18 protein-coding genes are annotated in these 18402 nt (G+C 73.9%); 10 read left to right on the top strand and 8 right to left on the bottom strand.

All coding sequences use genetic code 11. The annotated features are described in order from the left end of the window. Positions 1 to 321 precede the first annotated feature (321 nt). From ACZ56B_RS17050 to ACZ56B_RS17030, 5 genes are all read left to right on the top strand, one after another. Positions 322 to 1338 (top strand): substrate-binding domain-containing protein, encoded by a 1017-nt coding sequence (locus ACZ56B_RS17050; protein ID WP_468790576.1) that lies wholly within the window; start codon positions 322 to 324, stop codon positions 1336 to 1338. Positions 1339 to 1505: 167 nt separating this feature from the next. Continuing rightward, entirely contained in the window at positions 1506 to 3974 is a 2469-nt protein-coding gene (locus tag ACZ56B_RS17045; protein ID WP_468790575.1) for a sensor histidine kinase, read from the top strand. A gap of 61 nt (positions 3975 to 4035) precedes the next feature. Next, a complete protein-coding gene (locus ACZ56B_RS17040; protein WP_468790574.1) occupies positions 4036 to 4467 on the top strand; it encodes a roadblock/LC7 domain-containing protein in 432 nt (143 codons plus the stop codon). Position 4468: 1 nt separating this feature from the next. Beyond that, positions 4469 to 4828 carry a DUF742 domain-containing protein gene (locus ACZ56B_RS17035; protein ID WP_468790573.1) on the top strand — a complete coding sequence of 120 codons (360 nt, stop codon included), beginning with the start codon at positions 4469 to 4471 and terminating at the stop codon, positions 4826 to 4828. After that, positions 4815 to 5411, top strand: a complete 597-nt coding sequence (locus ACZ56B_RS17030; protein ID WP_468790572.1) for a GTP-binding protein — start codon at positions 4815 to 4817, stop codon at positions 5409 to 5411. The genes ACZ56B_RS17035 and ACZ56B_RS17030 overlap by 14 nt, the downstream gene beginning before the upstream one ends. A gap of 43 nt (positions 5412 to 5454) precedes the next feature. Here ACZ56B_RS17030 and ACZ56B_RS17025 read toward each other — a convergent pair whose 3' ends face one another. From ACZ56B_RS17025 to ACZ56B_RS16990, 8 genes are all read right to left on the bottom strand, one after another. Continuing rightward, on the bottom strand, positions 5455 to 6411 hold the full coding sequence (locus tag ACZ56B_RS17025) for an ABC transporter substrate-binding protein (RefSeq protein WP_468790571.1): 957 nt from the start codon (positions 6409 to 6411) through the stop codon (positions 5455 to 5457). 75 nt (positions 6412 to 6486) lie between these two features. Beyond that, positions 6487 to 7152 (bottom strand): ABC transporter permease, encoded by a 666-nt coding sequence (locus ACZ56B_RS17020; protein ID WP_468790570.1) that lies wholly within the window; start codon positions 7150 to 7152, stop codon positions 6487 to 6489. Beyond that, positions 7149 to 7850 carry an ABC transporter permease gene (locus ACZ56B_RS17015; protein ID WP_468790569.1) on the bottom strand — a complete coding sequence of 234 codons (702 nt, stop codon included), beginning with the start codon at positions 7848 to 7850 and terminating at the stop codon, positions 7149 to 7151. Before ACZ56B_RS17015 ends, ACZ56B_RS17020 begins: the two co-directional genes overlap by 4 nt. Continuing rightward, a complete protein-coding gene (locus ACZ56B_RS17010) occupies positions 7847 to 8971 on the bottom strand; it encodes an ABC transporter ATP-binding protein (RefSeq protein ID WP_468790568.1) in 1125 nt (374 codons plus the stop codon). Before ACZ56B_RS17010 ends, ACZ56B_RS17015 begins: the two co-directional genes overlap by 4 nt. Positions 8972 to 9207: 236 nt before the next feature. Continuing rightward, positions 9208 to 9615, bottom strand: a complete 408-nt coding sequence (msrB, locus tag ACZ56B_RS17005) for a peptide-methionine (R)-S-oxide reductase MsrB (protein ID WP_468790567.1) — start codon at positions 9613 to 9615, stop codon at positions 9208 to 9210. A 14-nt stretch (positions 9616 to 9629) separates the two neighbouring features. After that, complete coding sequence (gene murC, locus ACZ56B_RS17000; RefSeq protein ID WP_468790566.1) at positions 9630 to 11018, bottom strand: UDP-N-acetylmuramate--L-alanine ligase; 1389 nt, start codon at positions 11016 to 11018, stop codon at positions 9630 to 9632. 82 nt (positions 11019 to 11100) lie between these two features. Continuing rightward, positions 11101 to 11574, bottom strand: coding sequence for an indole-3-glycerol phosphate synthase (locus tag ACZ56B_RS16995; RefSeq protein ID WP_468790565.1), 474 nt, complete (start codon positions 11572 to 11574; stop codon positions 11101 to 11103). 255 nt (positions 11575 to 11829) lie between these two features. After that, positions 11830 to 12660: a pyrimidine reductase family protein gene (locus ACZ56B_RS16990; protein ID WP_468790564.1), complete on the bottom strand. Its 831-nt coding sequence runs from the start codon at positions 12658 to 12660 to the stop codon at positions 11830 to 11832. A gap of 37 nt (positions 12661 to 12697) precedes the next feature. Between ACZ56B_RS16990 and zapE the strand changes: the two genes are divergently transcribed. The 5 genes from zapE to ACZ56B_RS16965 all read left to right on the top strand — a co-directional run bounded on the left by zapE (position 12698) and on the right by ACZ56B_RS16965 (position 18296). Then, positions 12698 to 13801 (top strand): cell division protein ZapE, encoded by a 1104-nt coding sequence (gene zapE / locus ACZ56B_RS16985; RefSeq protein WP_468790563.1) that lies wholly within the window; start codon positions 12698 to 12700, stop codon positions 13799 to 13801. A 405-nt stretch (positions 13802 to 14206) separates the two neighbouring features. Next, positions 14207 to 14341: a hypothetical protein gene (locus ACZ56B_RS16980; protein WP_468790562.1), complete on the top strand. Its 135-nt coding sequence runs from the start codon at positions 14207 to 14209 to the stop codon at positions 14339 to 14341. Positions 14342 to 14349: 8 nt separating this feature from the next. Beyond that, positions 14350 to 15855: a SulP family inorganic anion transporter gene (locus tag ACZ56B_RS16975; protein WP_468790561.1), complete on the top strand. Its 1506-nt coding sequence runs from the start codon at positions 14350 to 14352 to the stop codon at positions 15853 to 15855. A 133-nt stretch (positions 15856 to 15988) separates the two neighbouring features. Next, positions 15989 to 16810 carry a slipin family protein gene (locus ACZ56B_RS16970; protein WP_468790560.1) on the top strand — a complete coding sequence of 274 codons (822 nt, stop codon included), beginning with the start codon at positions 15989 to 15991 and terminating at the stop codon, positions 16808 to 16810. Positions 16811 to 16901: 91 nt separating this feature from the next. Continuing rightward, complete coding sequence (locus tag ACZ56B_RS16965; protein WP_468790559.1) at positions 16902 to 18296, top strand: alkaline phosphatase PhoX; 1395 nt, start codon at positions 16902 to 16904, stop codon at positions 18294 to 18296. Positions 18297 to 18402 lie beyond the last annotated feature (106 nt).

The raw sequence follows: 18402 nt of genomic DNA, 5'->3' as shown, positions 1-18402 counted from the left end.
TTCCTTCACTCCGCGTACACGACAATTCACCCTACGACGACCGCCGTCGGCCGGTAACATGGGGACCCGAACCCCACGGAGGGTCTCAACGCCTCCCGGCGCGGGGGGCGCGGCGGCCCCCCCCCCCCCCCCCGCCCCGCGTGTCACGATTCATCACAATGCGGCAGCGACACCTCACTTCACGTGGCCGTTCACTTGACGACCGGTGGCCCGACAGGGTTGGCTCCGGGCCAGCGAGAGTCATCCGGCCGGCGCCCCCCGTGGCCCCGTCCGGGCTCTCCCCTGCTCTTGCTCTGCCGCACAGCGAGGTCCGCACCCCTCATGAACACTCGTCCCCCGTCGCGCCGCTCCCCCGGACGGCACCTCCCCCGCGCGGCCCTGGCGGCCGCCGTCGGCCTGCTGCTGGCCGGCTGCTCGTCGTCCGGTACGGCCGACGGCTCCTCGGGGCAGGGCGGCGCGGGGGCCGCCGGCGCCGGACGGATGAGGGTCACGATGGTCACCCACGGGGCCGAGGGCGACGCCTTCTGGGACCGGGTGCGCAAGGGCGCCGAGGCGGCGGCCGCGAAGGACGGCATCGACCTGACGTACGTGAGCGACCCGGACCCGGTGGCCCAGGCCGAACTGGTGCGCAACGCGGTCCGGGACGACGTCGACGGCATCGCGCTGACGCTGGCCAAGCCGCAGGCCATGAAGGGCCCGGTCGGCGAGGCGCGGGCCGCGGGCATCCCCGTGGTCGGGCTCAACTCCGGCATGGACGCCTGGAAGTCGGCGGGACTGCTGGGGTACTTCGGCCAGGACGAGGGCGGGGCCGGCCAGGCCGTCGGCGACAAGCTGGACGACCTCGGGGCCAAGCACGCCCTGTGCGTCGTCCACGAGCGCGGAAACGTCTCCCTGGAGGCCCGCTGCGCCGGGGTGAAGAAGGCCTTCGACGGCACCACCGAGAACCTCTACGTGAACGGCACCGACCTGCGCACCGTCTCCGGCATCGTCACGGCCCGGCTGCGGCAGGACCCGGCCATCGACGAGGTCGTCACCATGGGGGCGCAGTACGCCCTCACCGCGGTCGAGGCCGTCGAGAAGGCCGGCAGCAGGGCCCGGGTCGCCACCTTCGACCTCACCGAGGACCTGGTCGACGCCGTGCGCGAGGGCGACGTGCAGTTCGCCGTCGACCAGCAGCCCTACCTGCAGGGCTATCTCGCGGTGGACGCGCTGTGGCTGCACCGCACCAACGGCAACGTCAGCGGCGGCGGGGTCGCGCCCGTGCTCACCGGACCGGCGTTCGTGACCAGGACCAACGCCGCCGCGGTCGCCGGGTTCGCCGCCAACGGCACCCGCTGACGGGCCCTCGGGTGCGGGCGCCTCCCGGGATCCGGCGCGTACGGACCGTACGGCCGCGGGTGCGGACGGTGCTCCGCGCGCCGCCCGTGCCGCACCGGACGCGCCCCGCCCCCGTGGCCCCGCCACCCGCCCCCTCCCCCTCCGCAACCGACCGCTCTAGGACGACGATGTCTCCACGGACAGGTGCCCGGCGCCGTCTCGGCTCCATACGTCTCTCGCTGGTCCTCCTGGCACTGGTGCCCGGTGTCACCCTCGCGGCCATGTGGAGCGTGACGACGATCCAGATGTTCTCCGAAGGGCTGCGGCTGCGCTCCCAGACGGAACTGAGCCGGTCGACCGGCGCGATGGGCACGCACGCCGCGCTGGCGCTGCAGCGGGAGCGGAGCCTGACGGCCTCGTGGCTGGCCGATCCGCACAGCTCCCGGTCCGCCCTCGACGCGCAGCGCGAGAAGACCGACGAGGCGGTGGCGAAGCTGGTCGGGCAGGCGGACGCGATCGCCGAGGCGCCGGCGCGCGTCTCGGACCGGCTGTACTCGGTGCTCGGCTCGGTGGGCAGCCTGGAGTACTACCGGGACCAGGTGGACGATCCCAGCGACATCACCGCCGAGCAGGCCCTCGACCAGTACACCTCGATCATCGACGAGCAGATCCACGCCTTCCAGGAGCTCTCCCAGGTCGACGACGGGGACCTGACCTCGCAGGCCGGGCCGCTGGTCTCGCTGGAGCACGCGGCGGAGCTGGTCTCCCAGGAGGACGCGCGGCTCACCCTCGCCTGGTCCACCGGGAGACTCGACGCGCAGGGCTGGAACGACTTCGCGGAGCTGGTCCACACCCGTCGCTGGCTGGTCGAGGACCAGATCGTGCCGTCCCTGCGCGGCAGCACCAGGACGCAGGCCGAGCGGATCCTGCAGAGCCCCGAGTGGCGCGCCCTGCTGGCGGTCGAGGACCAGGTGCTCGCCACCCGGCCCACGGACGAGGAGCGCGACGTCGAGCTGCCGGACCTGCAGGAGCGGTGGGACCGGGCCATGGACGAGGTGTCCGCGCAGTACTCGGCCATGATCCTGCAGCAGACCGACGCGCTGCTCACCCGCAGCGCCGACGAGGCCCGCGGCCTGCTGCTGACCGCCGCCGCCCTGAGCGCCGGCGGACTGCTCGCGCTGCTGCTGTGCGTCGGCATGTCCTGGCGCATCACCCGCTCGCTGTCCCGCCGGCTGCACGGCCTGCGCATGGCCACCCTCGGCCTGGCCGAGGAGCGGCTGCCCGACCTGGTCGCCCGGCTGCAGCGCGGCGAGATGGTCGACCCGGAGTCGGCGACGACCACGCTGGACTACGGCCACGACGAACTGGGCCAGGTCGCCCAGGCGTTCAACGTCGCGCAGTCCACCGCCGTGCACACCGCGGTCGAACTCGCCGACACCCGGCGCGGTTTCCAGAAGGTCATCCTGGGCATCGCGCGGCAGAGCCAGAACCTGGTCAACCTCCAGCTCGGCAAGCTCGACGAGCTGGAGCGCCGGCACACCGACCCCGAGGTCCTCGCGGGTCTGTACGAACTGGACTCCACGGCCAGCCAGCTGCGCCGCTACGAGGAGAACCTGGTCATCATCAGCGGCGAGCGGCCCGGCCGTTCCTGGAGCGAACCGGTCGCGCTGATCGACATCCTGCGCAGCGCCGTCGGCGAGGTCGCCGAGTACCAGCGGGTGGAGGTGCACACCGAGGAGGAGGTCGCCCTGGCCCCGCCCGCGGTGGCCGACGTGATCCACCTGCTGGCCGAGCTGATCGACAACGCGACGGCGTACTCGCCGGCGCCGAGCCCCGTCGGGGTGCGGGCCGCGATGGTGGCCAAGGGCCTCGCGGTCGAGATCGAGGACCGGGGCCTCGGCATGTCGGAGGAGGACTACGCCTCCCTCAACGACCAGCTGGCCAGTCCCCCGCAGTTCGACGTGGTGGCGCTCGCCGACGACCTCCGGCTCGGCGTGTTCGTGGTCTCCCGGCTCGCCCACCGCCACGGCATCGCCGTCACCCTGCGCTCCTCGCCGTACGGCGGGACGACCGCGATCGTGCTGGTCCCGCACGAGATCGTGGTGCGGGACGTGCCCTCCGGCGCCGGGCGGGAAACCGCGGACGACCGCGGTACCGGGGAGCCGGCGGCCGCGGACGGCGCGGCGGGCGACGGGCCCGCGGAGACCTCCGCGGACGCGGCCCCCTCCGCGGGTGGGCAGGTCCCGGCCCCCAGGGCCGCGGCGCCCCGGTCCGCGGCCGCCGTGCGCTCCGCCCCCGCGCCGGCCGCCGGCGCGTCCGGCGCCCGCCGGGACGGTCCCGCTCCGCTCCCCCGCCGGGTGCCGCAGACCAGCCTGGCCGCCGAGCTGCGCGAGGAGCCCGCCGCGCCGGCCGGGGACGGCCCCGGTGACGACTTCACCGCGGAACACGCCGCCGCCTCCCTCGGAGGCTTCCAGCGCGGCACGCTCCGGGCCCGCGACGACGACGGGGCCGACGGCACGACCGCCGGCCCCGAGGACACCGCCGGCCCCGAGGACACCGCCGGTCCGAGGACGCACGACGCCGGGGACGGCGCGGCGGCACCGGCGGACGCGCCGGGCGTCTCCCCCGGACCCCCGCCACCGCCGTCCGGCCGCTGACCCCGGACCACCGACCACCGAACGCCGACGCCGGCACCGACCGCTCACGGAGGAACCCGCCATGACACGCCCCATCCCCGCCACGCACACCCAGCTGGACCAGTTGCTGACCGGACTCGTGGAACGCGTCGCCGACGTGAACCAGGCCGTGGTGCTCTCCGAGGACGGGCTGGTGGTCAGCAAGTCCACCGGCTTCCCGCGCGACGACGCGGAACGCCTGGCGGCGACCGCCTCCGGCCTGATGAGTCTCAGCAAGGGCGTCAGCATGGACTTCCGCGGCGGCCCGGTGCGGCAGGCGCTCATCGAGATGGCCAACAGCTTCCTGATCCTCACCTCGGCCGGTCCCGGCGCCCACCTGGTGGTGCTCACCGGCCCCGGCGCGGACGTCGGCGTGGTGGCGTACCAGATGAACATGCTGGTGAAGAAGATCGGCGAGCACCTCAGCGCGGCACCGCGCGACACGGCCGGCCCCGCCGTCGACCCCGGCGTGTGAGGTGAGCGGAGGCGACTCGGCGGGCCGGCTCGTCCGGCCGTTCACCCTGACCGGTGGCCGGACCCGGCCCAGCCGTGCCGACTTCACGCTCATCACGACGGTGACGGCGGTGGATCCGCAGCCCGAGCAGGCCCCCCGGCCGCAGCCCGAGCACACGCGGATCCTGCGGCTGTGCGCCGAGCCGGTCGCGGTCGCCGAGATCGCCGCGCGCCTGGACCTCCCGGTGAGCGTGGTCGTCATCCTGCTCTGCGACCTGCTGGAGGCGGGCCGGATCACCGCCCGCCCGCCGCACCCCGTCACCCGCACCACCCCGGACCTGGACCTGCTGCAGAAAGTGAGGGACGGCCTTGGCCGGCTCTGACACCACCGCCCGGGCGCCCGCCGGGCGTTCGGCGCCCGACACGGTCAAGATCCTGATCGCCGGAGGCTTCGGCGTGGGCAAGACCACCATGGTCGGCTCGGTCAGCGAGATCGTCCCGCTGCGCACCGAGGAACCGCTGACCATGGCGGGCCTGGACGTCGACGACCTGAACGGCATCGAGGAGAAACGTGCCACCACCGTGGCCATGGACTTCGGCCGGATCACCGTCTCCGACGACCTCGTGCTGTACCTCTTCGGCACCCCGGGCCAGCAGCGGTTCTGGTTCATGTGGAACGACCTGGCGCTCGGCGCGCTGGGCGCGGTGGTCCTGGTGGACGTGCGCCGGCCCGAGTCCAGCTTCGCCGCGATCGACTTCTTCGAGCGCCGGGGCATCCCGTTCGTGGTCGCGGCCAACGGCTTCCACGGGCGGCACCCGTACCCGGCCGAGGAGATCCGGGAGTCGCTGACGCTGCCGGAGGGCGTGCCGGTGCTGCTGTGCGACGCGCGGGAACGCGAGTCGTGCCGGGACGTGCTGATCGCGCTGATCGACCGGCTGATCGCACAGGCGGCCCCGGCGCGGTGAACCGCCCGCGGGGTGCGGCCGGCGACCGCACCCCGGGCGGCGGTCAGTCCAGGCCGGCCGACTTCAGCCAGGCCCTGGCCACGTCCAGCGGGTCCTTCTTCTCCAGCTGGACCTGTGCGTCGAGGTCGCGGAGCGTCTCGGTGTCCAGCTTCGCCGACACGGCGTTGAGCGCGTCGACGCCCTCCCGGGGGAGCGCGTCCTTGTGCACCAGCGGGGTCACGTTGGCGAATCCGAAGAGGTTCTCCGGGTCCTTCAGGACGACGAACTTCTCCTTCACGATGGCCGGGTCCGTGGTGAAGACGTCCGCGGCCTGGACCTCGTTCCCGGTGAGCGCCGCCTGGGTCAGCGGGCCGCCCGCGTCGAGCGCCTTGAACGACTTGAACTTCAGGCCGTAGACCGCCTCCAGGCCCTTGAGTCCCTGCCGCCGGGTCTGGAACTCGGGCGAGCCGCCGATCACCAGGTCCGGTGCGGCGTCCTTGAGGTCGGCGAGGGTCGACTCGGCGGTGAGGCCGTACTTCTTCGCGGTCTCGGCGTTGAGGGCGACCGAGTCCTTGTTCTCGGCCGGCGACGACCGGAGCAGCGTCAGTTCCTCGTCCAGCCCGGCCTCGACGGCCTCGTTCACCGCCTCGGTCGACTCCTGCTCGGCCTCGGGGTCGAGGTGGGCGAGGAGGGAGCCGTTGTACTCCGGCAGGACCGTGAGGGAGCCGTTCCTCATCAGGCCGTACGTCGTCTCCCGGCTGCCGATGTTGTGCTTGTAGCTGACCTCGAGGCCCTTGGCGCGCAGTGCCTCGCCGTAGATGTCGGCGAGCAGGGTGCTCTCGGCGAAGTTGTTGGAGCCGACGACGACGGTGCCCGCCTCGGCCTTCTCCCCCTGCAGGGGGTTGTCGGAGGTGTCGCCGGAGGAACAGCCCGCGAGCAGCGCCGCGGCGGCGGTGAGCGCGACGGCCGCCGCGCCGGTGTGTCTCGTCCTGGACCTGCTGTTCTTCGCGGTAGAAGTCATCCACCGATCCAATCCAGCCGTCTCACGGTCAGTCAAGAACACGGTGGTCACGGTTGGTCGCCCGGGGCCCGGGGGTCAGCGCCTGCGCACGCCGGGCGACACCGCCAGCCGTCCCGCGGCCCAGAACAGCGCGAGGGTGACGAGCGCCAGGACCGCCACGAGGGTGGCGCCGCCGACCACCTTCTCGTAGTCGCGCTGGTAGAGCCCGTCGATGATGTACCGGCCGAGGCCGCCGAGGCTGACGTACGCGGCGATGGTGGCCGTCGAGACGAGCTGGAGGGCGGCGGACCGCAGGCCGCTGAGGACCAGCGGGAGCGCCACCGGCAGTTCGACCCGGAACAGGATCCGCGACTCCCGCATGCCCATGCCCCGGGCCGCGTCCACCGGGGCGGGGTCGACGGAGCGCACCGCCTCGTAGGTGGTCACCAGGATCGGCGGGACGGCCAGGACGACCAGCGGGATCATCACGGGCAGCAGTCCGAAGCCGATGAGCAGGACGGCCAGCACCAGCAGGCCGAAACTGGGCAGGGCGCGGGCGGCGTTGGCGATGAGGGCCAGCGCGTTCCCGCCGCGTCCGGTGTGCCCCGTCACCAGTCCGACGGGCAGGCCGATCCCGGCGGCGAGGGCGAGGGCCAGCAGCGTGTACCGGACGTGCTCCAGGAGGCGTTGCGGGATGCCGTCGTAGCCGTGCCAGTGGGCGCCGTCGCTGAAGAAGGCGTGGACGAAGCCGAGGACGTTCACCGGGTCGCGGCCTCCGGTTCGGGTCGCCGTGGCCGCGCGGCGGGCCCGGGACGGCGGGTGCCGCGCGGCATCCACGGCGTCAGCAGGGTGCGGAGCAGGACCAGCAGGGCGTCGCACAGGATCGCCAGGGCGGCCGTGGTGAGCACGGAGTTCACCGCGAGCTCGGGCCGGTCGTACTTCTGCGCGGCCGCGAGCAGGTTGCCGAGGGCGCCCTGGTTGCCGATCAGGGCGCCGACGCTGACCAGGGAGATGCTGGAGGCGGTGGCGACCCTGAGTCCGGCGATGACGGCGGGGGCGGCGATCGGCAGCTGCACCCGCAGGTAGCGGCGCACGGGGCCGAAGCCCATGGCGGTGGCCGCGGCGAGGGTCTCGTCCGGCACCGAGCGCACGCCGTCGACGATCGCCGGGACCAGCACCACCAGGCTGTACAGGGCCAGCGGGATCATCACGGTGAGTTCGGTCTGGCCGGTGTAGTCGATGAGGACGACGAAGAACGCCAGGGACGGGACGGCGTACAGCACGGCCGCCACGCCGAGCACGGGCGGGTAGAGCCGGCGGAAGCGCCCGCACAGCCAGGCGAGCGGCAGGGCGAGGACCAGCCCGGCGGCCACCGGCAGCAGGGCCTCCCTCAGGTGCAGCCCGACCAGGCCGGACCAGCTGTGCTGGAGGTCGCTGGGGATGTCGAAGAAGCCGCTCATCCCGCGACCTTCTCCTCGTCGGCGCGGCCGGCCGGGTGGGCGGCGCGGATCGCCTCGCCGATGGCCTGCTGGGAGACGACGCCGGTCGCCCGGCCGTCGGCGTCCACCGCGACGGCCCAGCCGGTGGGTGAGAGCACGGCGCAGTCGAGGGCGACCCGCAGGGAGTCGGTGCCGGGCACGAACGGCCGTCCGTACGGCAGCAGCCGGCCGGTCCGGACGCCCCCGCCGGTCAGCTCCTCGCGGGCGGCCCAGCCGAGCGGGCGGCCGTCGGGGTCGGTGACCAGGAGGTACGGGGTCCCGGCGGCGGCGATCCGTTCGGCGGTCGCGTCGGCCGGGACCACGGCGTCGGTGGTCAGCTCCAGTGCGGCGGCGGTGAGGAAGGACAGCCGGCGGATGCCGCGGTCGGCGCCGAGGAAGTCCTCGACGAAGCCGTCCGCGGGCGCGGACAGCAGCTCGGCGGGCGAGGCGTACTGGGCGAGCCGGCCGCCCTCGCGCAGCACGGCGACCGTGGTGCCGAGCCTGACCGCCTCGTCGATGTCGTGCGTGACGAAGACGATGGTCTTGCCCAGTTCCCCCTGGATCCTGAGGAGTTCGTCCTGCAGCCCTTTGCGCACCACGGGGTCGACGGCGGAGAACGGCTCGTCCATCAGCAGCACCGGCGGGTCCGCGGCGAGTGCCCGCGCCACCCCGACGCGCTGCTGCTGGCCGCCGGAGAGCTGGTAGGGGTATCGCTCGGCCAGCGAGGTGTCCAGGCCCACCCGCTCCATCAGCTCCGCGGCCCGCTGCCGGGCACGCCGCCTGCTCCAGCCGAGCAGGCGGGGCACGGTGGCGATGTTGTCGACGACGGTGCGGTGCGGGAAGAGCCCGGCGTTCTGGATGACGTACCCCATGGACCGGCGCAGGTCGGTGACGGGGCGTCGCCGGACGTCCTCGCCGTCGAGGAGGATCCTGCCCGCGGTGGGTTCGACCATCCTGTTGATCATGCGGAGGGTGGTGGTCTTGCCGCAGCCCGAGGGACCGACCAGAACGGTGATCGAGCCGTCCGGGACGTCCAGCGAGAGCCCGTCGACCGCCACCGTGCCGTCCGGGTACCGCTTCGTGACTGAGTCGATCCGTATCAAGACGCGGAATGCCCTTCCGGTGACGGGAGTTCTGGCCGGGGCGACACGGTCTGCCGGTCCGTCGCCGGTCGAGTCTAGACGGCACCCCCGCCGGACACCCCGGACGGCGCGGCCCCCGGGACGCGATCCGCGCGCCACGCCGCCGCCTGCCCGGTCCCCGCCGGGGCAAACCCCCCGTCCGCGGCATCCCGTCGCCCCCTGCGGACCGGTGGCGCGCGGGGCGCGCCACCGCCGGATCAGCCCTCGGCGGGCTGCAGCCTCAGCGAGATGCTGTTGATGCAGTACCGCTGGTCCGTGGGCGTCGGGTACCCCTCACCCTCGAACACGTGCCCGAGGTGCGAGCCGCAGCGGGCGCAGCGCACCTCGGTGCGCACCATGCCGTGGGAGCGGTCCTCGACCAGCTCCACGGCGTCGGTGTCCTTCGGGTCGTAGAAGGACGGCCAGCCGCAGTGCGACTCGAACTTGGTGTCCGAGGTGAACAGCTCCGCGCCGCAGGCGCGGCAGGAGTAGACGCCCTCGGTCCTGGTGTCGGTGTACTCGCCGGTGAAGGCGGGTTCCGTGGCCGCCTGGCGCAGGACGGCGTACTCGGACGGCGACAGCTGCGCGCGCCACTGCTCGTCCGGCTTCTCCACGTCGTACGGCATGAGCTTCGGGCCCCTTACTTCGACAGACGTTCCAGGATCAGCGGGCCGAGGTCGGTGACGTCGCCCGCTCCCATGGTGAGAACCAGATCGCCGGGCTTGGCCATTCCCGCGACGGCCGCCGGGATCTCCGCCCCGTCGGGCACCGCGGTGACGTCCGCGCCGGCCGCGCGGGCCGCCTCGATGATCAGCTCGCTGGTGACGCCGGGGATCGGGTCCTCGCGGGCCGGGTAGACGTCCAGCACGAGCGAGGCGTCGGCCAGGGTCAGGGCCCGGCCCATCTCCCCGCCCAGCTCCCGGGTGCGGGAGAACAGGTGCGGCTGGAAGACGACGAGGATGCGGGAGTCCCCGACGGCGGCGCGCATGGCCTCCAGGTCGGCCGTCATCTCGCTCGGGTGGTGCGCGTAGGAGTCGACGACCTGCACGCCCGCGGCCTCGCCCCGCAGCTGGAGGCGCCGCTTCACCCCGGTGTACGCGGCCAGTGCCGGGGCCAGCTCGGCGGGCGGGACGCCGAGCGCCGCGCCCGCGGCGAGCGCGGCCACCGCGTTGTGGGCGTAGTGCCGGCCGGGGACCGAGACGGTGAAGGTGAGCGGGGCGCCGTCCAGCTCGACGCTCACCTCGCTCTTCAGTCCCTGCGGGACGACCGAGAGGATCCGCACGTCGGCGTCCTCCGACTCGCCGTACGTCACCGTCCGCACCGAGCCGTCCAGCCGCCGGGTCAGCTCCCGCGCCCCCTCGTGGTCCGCCGAGACCACCAGCGTGCCGCCGGGGACGATCCGGCCGACGAAGGTCTCGAAGGACTGGTGGATCTCCTCCATGGACGCGTAGTTGGCGTGGTGGTCCAGCTCCACGTTGAGGATGATCGCGACCTCGGGGGCGTACTTGTGGAAGCTGCGGTCGGACTCGTCCGCCTCCGCGACGAAGATCTCGCCCTCGCCGTGCAGCGCGTTGGAGCCGGGGGCGTCCAGGTCGCCGCCGATCGCGTACGACGGCTTCCGGCCCAGCTCGGTCAGGGAGACGGCCAGCATGGAGGTCGTGGTGGTCTTGCCGTGGGTGCCGGCCACCGCGATCGGGCGCAGGCCGTCCATCAGGGCGGCGAGGGCGTCGGAGCGGTGGACCACCGGGATGCCCAGCTCGGCCGCGCGGCGCAGCTCGGGGTTGTCCTCGCGGATCGCGGAGGAGACCACCACGCAGCTGGCGTCGTCGGCCAGGTGCTCGGCGGCGTGCCCGATGTGCACGGTGGCGCCCAGCGCGCGCAGGGCCTCGGCGGTCGCGGAGTCCTTGGCGTCGCTGCCGGCCACCTTCGCGCCGCGCTGGGCGAGGATCTTGGCGATGCCCGACATCCCGGCGCCGCCGATGCCGATGAAGTGCGGTCGGTCCATGGCTGGGGGAAGGCCGGGTGCCATGCGTGTCTCTCCCAAGGGTGCGAAGTGGTGCGACGAGCGGGACGACGGTCCGCGCGCCCTCGCGGGAAGGCGCCGCCCCAGCCTATGCCTTGCTGTGCGAGAAGAGTTTCAGCACCGGCACCCCCACCTTGTGCCGGGCCCGGGAGGCCCAGTCGCGGTGGAAGAACTCCTCCACGTAGTGCGGGTCGGTCAGGACGATCACCTCGTCCGCGCGGACCTCCTCCACCAGGACCTTCAGCGCGTCCAGGGGGTGGTCCTCGACGAGGCGGCCCCCGGCCTCGTGGCCGGAGGCGCGCAGGGCCTGCAGGGACACCTCCAGGGCCCGCTGCCCCATGCTCATGGCCTCCTCGCCCTCGGGGGTCTCGCCCTCGCGGACGGCCTCGTCGAGCTCGCCGAGCGCGACGTCGTCGATGGCCCGCAGCAGCCGGTCCGCCTGCTCGCCGCGCGGCTGGAGCAGCACGTGGAAGGAGACCGGCTCGTCACCGTGCAGGGTGGTGACGAACTCCACGTCGGCGGACGTCAGGGCCTTCTCGATCATCAGTACGCTGGTGAACACCGGGCGCCCCTTCTCCTCGGAGGGCCGCGGGCCCTCGCCGCTCCGCGGGCCGAGCCGGACCCTGCGGAAACCATCCTGTCCCGTGTGCGCACGGGTGCCGCCGGAATCAGTGTGCCCGTCGCCGCGCCGGGCGGCCCGGGCTGCTCCGCCGATCACCGGATCGACGGCGCCACCGGTCGCCTTTCCGGACGTTCCGGTCCACCGGTCCGGCCGGTGGAACGCCCGGTCCCATCGGTGGAACGCCGGTCCCGCCGGTCAGGACCGCTGCTTCCGCCGTTCCCGCTGGTAACGCGTGAACAGGAAACCGTCCTCCTCCAACATCGACTTCAGCGCGAAACGCCGCGGAAGTGTCACCGCGGGCCCGCCGGCGATGCGCTGCGCGTCACCGGCGGTGAGCATCGGCGAGACGGTCAGGCAGAGCTCGTCCAGCACCCCGGCCGCCACCAGCTGCCCCAGCAGCCGCGGCCCGCCCTCGGTCAGCAGCCGGGTGTGCCCCAGGTCCGCCAGGGCCCGCACCGTCCGTGCCGGGTCCACGCCGGCGCCCTCCCCGGCGACCACCACCCGCGCGCCCGCCTCCTCGGCGGCGGCGACGCGGTCCGGGGCGGCCCCGGCGCCCGTCAGGACCAGGGTGGGCACCAGGGGGGAGGTGAACAGCGGGAGGGAGAAGTCCAGGTCCAGGCTCGCCGTCACCACCGCGATCGCGGGTGCCGGCCCCTGCCCCGCCGCCTCCCGCAGCGCCGCGAACTCCGCACGCGCGCGCGCCGGCCGGTAGCCCTCCCGGCGTACCGTTTCCGCACCGACGACCACGACGTCGGCGAGCGCCCGCAGGGTGCCGAAGATCCGCATGTCGGCCGCGCAGGAGATGGGCTGGGAGCGGCCGTCGTGCTGGGCGGCGCCGTCGAGGGTGGACACCATGTTGGCCCGCAGCCACGGCTCCCGGCCCCCGGGGCCCGGCTCCGGGTAGGCGTAGGCGGCGGCCAGCTCGGCCAGGCTCCACTCCCGGGCGGCGCCGTGCGGGGTGCCGGCCCCTCCGGCGGGAGCTGCTGTTTCGTCGGTCACGTCGGTCACGGGGAACAGGCGTCGCATGCCGTGCAGTCTTCCACGCCCTTTAGCATGGGGAACCGTGTCGCCCTCCTCCCCCGCTCCCCGCCCCGGTCCGACGGCCGACGTGGCCCCGCTGTCCCTGTGCGCCCGCGAGCCGCACGTCCCCGCGGACCGGCTCGTCGCCGAGATGGTGCCGCCGCCGCGGTTCGACGCGGTCCGCTTCGACACCTACATACCGGACCCGAACCAGCCGAGCCAGACCGAGGCCGTGCGCGCCCTCGAAGGGTTCGCGGCGGGCCTCGGCGGGGCGCCGGCCGGCGCCCCGGGCCGGCGCCGGCTGTTCGGCTTCGGCAGGGCGCCGAAGAAGGCCCCGGCCGGCCCGCGCGGCGTCTACCTCGACGGCGGCTACGGCGTCGGCAAGACCCACCTGCTGGCCTCCCTGTGGCACGCCACCGAGGCCGAGCCCTCGCTCAAGGCGTTCGGCACCTTCGTGGAGCTGACCAACCTGGTCGGCGCCCTCGGCTTCCAGCAGACGGTGCGGACCCTCTCCGGGCACCGCCTGCTGTGCATCGACGAGTTCGAGCTGGACGACCCGGGCGACACCGTGCTGGTCTCCACCCTGCTCGGCAAGCTGGTCGAGTCGGGCGTCGCGCTCGCCGCCACCTCGAACACGCTGCCGGGCAAGCTCGGCGAGGGCCGGTTCGCCGCCGCCGACTTCCTGCGCGAGATCCAGGGCCTGTCGGCCCACTTCCGCGCCCTGCGCATCGACGGCGAGGACTACCGCCACCGCGGTCTGCCCGAGGCGCCGCCGCCGTACTCCGACGAGCTGGTCACCAAGACGGCGCACGCCACCGAGGGCGCCTCGCTCGACGCCTTCCCGGACCTGCTGGAGCACCTCGCGAAGGTCCACCCCAGCCGCTACGGCGCCCTCACCGACGGGATCCGCGCCGTGTGCCTCACCGGTGTGCGGCCGGTTCCGGACCAGTCGACCGCGCTGCGGCTCGTCGTCCTCGCGGACCGGCTCTACGACCGCGAGGTGCCCGTGCTCGCCTCGGGACTGCCGTTCGACCGGCTGTTCGGCGAGGAGATGCTGAAGGGCGGCTACCGCAAGAAGTACTTCCGGGCCATTTCCCGGCTGACCGCCCTGGCCCGCGACGCCGGACGGCTCACCGAAAGCCGGTAATCCTTTTCCGACATTCGCTCGAATTCCTTGTCGCCCAAGGGCTGATTCGCGCCCGCCCCCTCACTTTTTCGGTCTCCCCCGCGGCTCGAAACGTGAAGTTGACCCTGCAAAGGCCTTTGCAGGGTTAACGTGTTTCTTGACCATCCGTTGACCAGGCGTTGACGCGCAGGAGAGGGTGCATCACCCCGCGGGAGAGGCATGTCCCGAGGCAGGGAGGCTCCGGCCGCACCACCGGCCCCCACGGCCGCTTTACCCGCGCCCCGTTCCCCTCTCCTTCCGCGTCCTTCACGCCCGCACATACGTCCCGTCACGCAAAGGCCAGAGCTCATCCAGGAACCTGCGGGTCCCCCCACCTTCGACCCGCCCGTCCGGCGCGCCCCCACCGCGCGCCAGGAGGATCACCTGATGCCATCTCTCATCGACCACGCCCGTGACCCCGGACAGCCCCCGGCGGACCGGAGGATCCGGCCGCACGGCCGGTACCGCGAGGTGCGCGCCCAAGCCGCGCGTGCGGCCGCCGACGCGTTCGAGGCCCGGTGAGCCGGGTCGTGGGCGGGTTCCCCCACCTGCGGCAGGACCTCACCGCCTCGCTCGTCGTGTTCCTGGTCGCCCTCCCGCTGTGCCTGGGCGTCGCCGTCGCCTCCGGCGTCCCGGCCGAACTCGGCCTCGTCACCGGCATCGTGGGCGGCATCGTCGTCGGCCTGATGCCGGGCAGCAGCCTCCAGGTGTCCGGTCCGGCGGCCGGCCTGACCGTGCTGGTCTTCGAGGCCGTCGACGCCTACGGGCTGCCCGCGCTCGGCGTGATCGTGCTGGCCGCCGGGCTGATCCAGCTGGCCATGGGCGCGCTGGGGCTGGGGCGCTGGTTCCGCGCCATATCGATCTCGGTGATCGAGGGCATGCTGGCCGGCATCGGCCTGGTGCTCATCGCGGGCCAGCTGTACGCGGTGGCCGGGCTCCGGGCGCCCGCCTCCGGTCTCGACAAGATCCTGGGACTGCCCGGGGCCGCCCTGGACGCGCTCACCGACGCGGAGGCGCTCGCCCCGCTCGCGGTCGGGGCGGGCACCGTCGCGGTGATGGTGCTGTGGCGGTGGGCGCCGGGCCCGGCCCGGGCCGTGCCGGGCGCCCTCGCGGCGGTCCTCCTGGCGACGGCGGTGACGCTCGCGTTCGGCCTGCCCGTCGCCACGGTCGAGGTGCGGGGCCTGCTGGACGCCGTCCAGCCGCCCGGCGCGGACGCCTTCGGCGCGCTGGCGGACATCGGCCTGATCGGCACGGTCGTCGCCTTCGCCCTGATCGCCTCCGCCGAGAGCCTGTTCAGCGCCGCCGCGGTGGACCGGCTGCACGACGGTCCGCGCACCCGGTACGACGAGGAGCTGATGGCGCAGGGCACGGGCAACGCGGTGTGCGGGGCGCTCGGCGCGCTGCCGCTGACCGCGGTCATCGTGCGCAGCTCGGCCAACGTCCGGGCGGGCGCCCGGACCAAGGCGTCCCGGGTGCTGCACGGCGTGTGGCTGCTGCTGTTCGCGGCCCTGCTGCCGTCCGTGCTGGCGGTCATCCCGCTGCCCGCGCTGGCGGGCCTCCTGGTCCACGCGGGCTGGAAGCTGATCCCGTTCCGCCGGGCCGCCACCCTGTGGCGGACGCACCCGGGCGAGGCGCTGATCCTGGTGGTCACCGCCGTGTCGATCGTCGTGGTGAACATGTTCGAGGGCGTGCTGATCGGTCTGGCCCTGGCGGTCGCCAAGACGGCCTGGGAGGCCTCGCACGCGAGGCTGGAGGTCGTGGACGGGGGCACGGGACCCGTCCGGGTCCACCTGTCGGGCAACGCGACCTTCCTGCGGCTGCCGCGGATCCTCGACACCCTGGAGGCGCTGCCCGAGGACCGCCCGGTCGAACTGGACCTGTCCGGGGTCCACCACCTCGACCACGCCTGCCGCACGGCGCTGGAGAACTGGGCCGAGCGGCACGGCGCGGTCGGCGCCGCACCGGTGCGGGTCACCGGGGACGGGAACGCCGCGCGACCGGGGACCGGGGAGCCGTCCCCCGCTCCCCCGGCGTGATCCGCCCGGCGGTCCCGGCGCGCGTGCCGCCGGGACCGCCGGGGTGGGCGGCGTGGCCCCGGACCAGGGGCGGGCATATCGTTGCAGAAGCGGATGGAAGCGCGCGGAACTGGCCTCTGGACGGGAGGTCGCCATGCTCGAGGAGCTGCTCACCGCGGCCGTCGCGACCGGCGCGGCGGGCGCCACGTACCTCGTCGCCGCGGCACGGGTCGTCAAGCAGTACGAGCGCGGGGTGGTCTTCCGCCTCGGCCGGCTGTACGGCGAGGTGCGCCCGCCGGGGTTCACCCTGATCGTGCCGTTCGTGGACCGGCTGCGCAAAGTGAACCTGCAGATCGTCACGATGCCGGTGCCGGCCCAGGAGGGGATCACCCGGGACAACGTGACGGTGCGGGTGGACGCGGTGGTGTACTTCAAGGTGGTGGACGCGGCGGCGGCGGTCGTCAACGTCGAGGACTACCGGTTCGCGGTCTCCCAGATGGCGCAGACCTCGCTGCGGTCGATCATCGGCAAGAGCGACCTGGACGATCTGCTGTCCGACCGGGAGAAGCTCAACCAGGGCCTGGAGCTGATGATCGACAGCCCGGCGGTGGGCTGGGGCGTGCAGATCGACCGGGTGGAGATCAAGGACGTCTCGCTGCCCGACACGATGAAGCGGTCCATGGCCCGGCAGGCCGAGGCCGACCGCGAGCGGCGGGCCCGCATCATCAACGCCGACGCCGAGCTGCAGGCGTCGAGGAAGCTGGCCGAGGCGGCCCAGCAGATGGCGGACACCCCCTCCGCGCTGCAACTGCGCCTGCTGCAGACCATCGTGGCGGTCTCCGCGGAGAAGAACTCCACCCTCGTCCTGCCCTTCCCGGTGGAGCTGCTGCGCTTCCTGGAGCGGGCCCAGCGGACGCCGTCCGAACGCGTGGTGGAGGCCCGTGGGGAGCCCGGGGACCGCGCCGCCGGCCCGTGACGCGTGCGACACGCGTGGTTCCCGCGACTCGCGCCAGGTGGTAGACACGGCGGGGTCACAGTTCCTGTCCGCCAGCAGGAAGGTTTCCCCCATGTCAGAAACCGCGTCCACGGAGGGCTCCCCCACCACCCGGCGTCAGGTGCTCGCCCGGACCGGCGCCCTGGGGATCGGCATCGCGTTCTCCGGCGCCCTCTCCGAGCTGTTCACCGGCACCGCCGCCGCGCAGCACCTCGGACACGACGGCTACGGCCCCCTGGTCCCCGACCCCGCCGGGCTGCTCGACCTGCCCAGGGGCTTCCGTTACCGGGTGCTCTCGCGCGAGGGCGACCGGCTGCGCTCCGGCGAGGGGCCGGTCCCCTCCCACCACGACGGCATGGCCGCCCTCGCGGGCCGGGGCGGCCGCGTCCACCTCGTCCGCAACCACGAGAACCGCCACAACGGCAGGATCCCGGTCCCGGCGGTCGAGGGCCTGACCTACGACCCCGAGGGCAAGGGCGGCTGCACGGCGCTCACCCTGGACTCCCGCGGCACGGTGCTGTCCGAACGGGTCGCCGTCGCCGGCACGGCCGTCAACTGCGCGGGCGGCCCGACTCCCTGGGGAACCTGGCTGACCTGCGAGGAGACCGAGGACAAGGCGGGCACCAACGGCTACGCCAAGGACCACGGCTTCGTCTTCGAGGTCGACGGGGCCGACCCGCGCCGCACGGGCGCCGTACCGCTGACCGCGCTGGGCCGCTTCCAGCACGAGGCGGTCGCGGTGGACCCGGAGCGGGGCGTCGTCTACGAGACCGAGGACGCCTTCGAGCGGCCCTTCGGCCTGTTCTACCGCTTCCTGCCCCACAAGCCGCTGGGCGGCACCGGGTCGCTGCGCGCGGGGGGCCGGCTGCAGGCGATGCGGGTGCCCGGGGTGCCGGACCTGTCCTCGATCCAGGAGACCGGTGCCCGCTTCGACGGCGTCGAGTGGGTCGACGTACCGGATCCGCTGGCCGTCGGGACCCCCATCCGCTTCCAGGACTTCGGCCGCGGCGGCATCACGCACGCGCAGAAGCTGGAGGGCTGCTACTGGGGCGGTCGGTCGGTGTACTTCGTGTCGTCCTTCGCCCGCAGCGCGGACGGCTCGGCGGGCGACCACTACGGGCAGGTCTGGCGCTACGACCCGGACCGGCGCCGTCTCACCCTGGTGATCGTCTTCGGCCCGGACACGGACGTGCGACTCCCGGGCGAGTCGCCGGACAACATCTGCCTCGCCCCGGGCGGCGGCCTGATGGTCTGCGAGGACGGCGGCGGCGCCCAGCACGTCTACGGCGTCACCCGGCGCGGCGAGGTCTACGCGCTGGCCCGCAACCGCCAGAACACGGGCACGCCCGAGGACCCGGAGTGGGGCGAGTTCGCCGGGGTCGCCTTCTCCCCGGACGGCCGGACGATGTACGTCAACTGCTACGACCCCGGCACGACGTTCGCGGTGACGGGGCCGTGGCGCAGGTGACCGCGGGCGGGGGGGGGGGGGGGGGGGGGGGGGGGGTGGGAGGGGGGGGGGGGGGGTCTCGTGCAGGCCTATCCAGGCCACTTTTCCGCCGCTACCCCTAGCGCCC

This window comes from Streptomyces sp. NPDC034670, assembly GCF_055574875.1.
The sequence above is the reverse complement of the archived record's forward strand: the minus strand, read 5'-3'. Positions and strand labels throughout refer to the sequence as shown.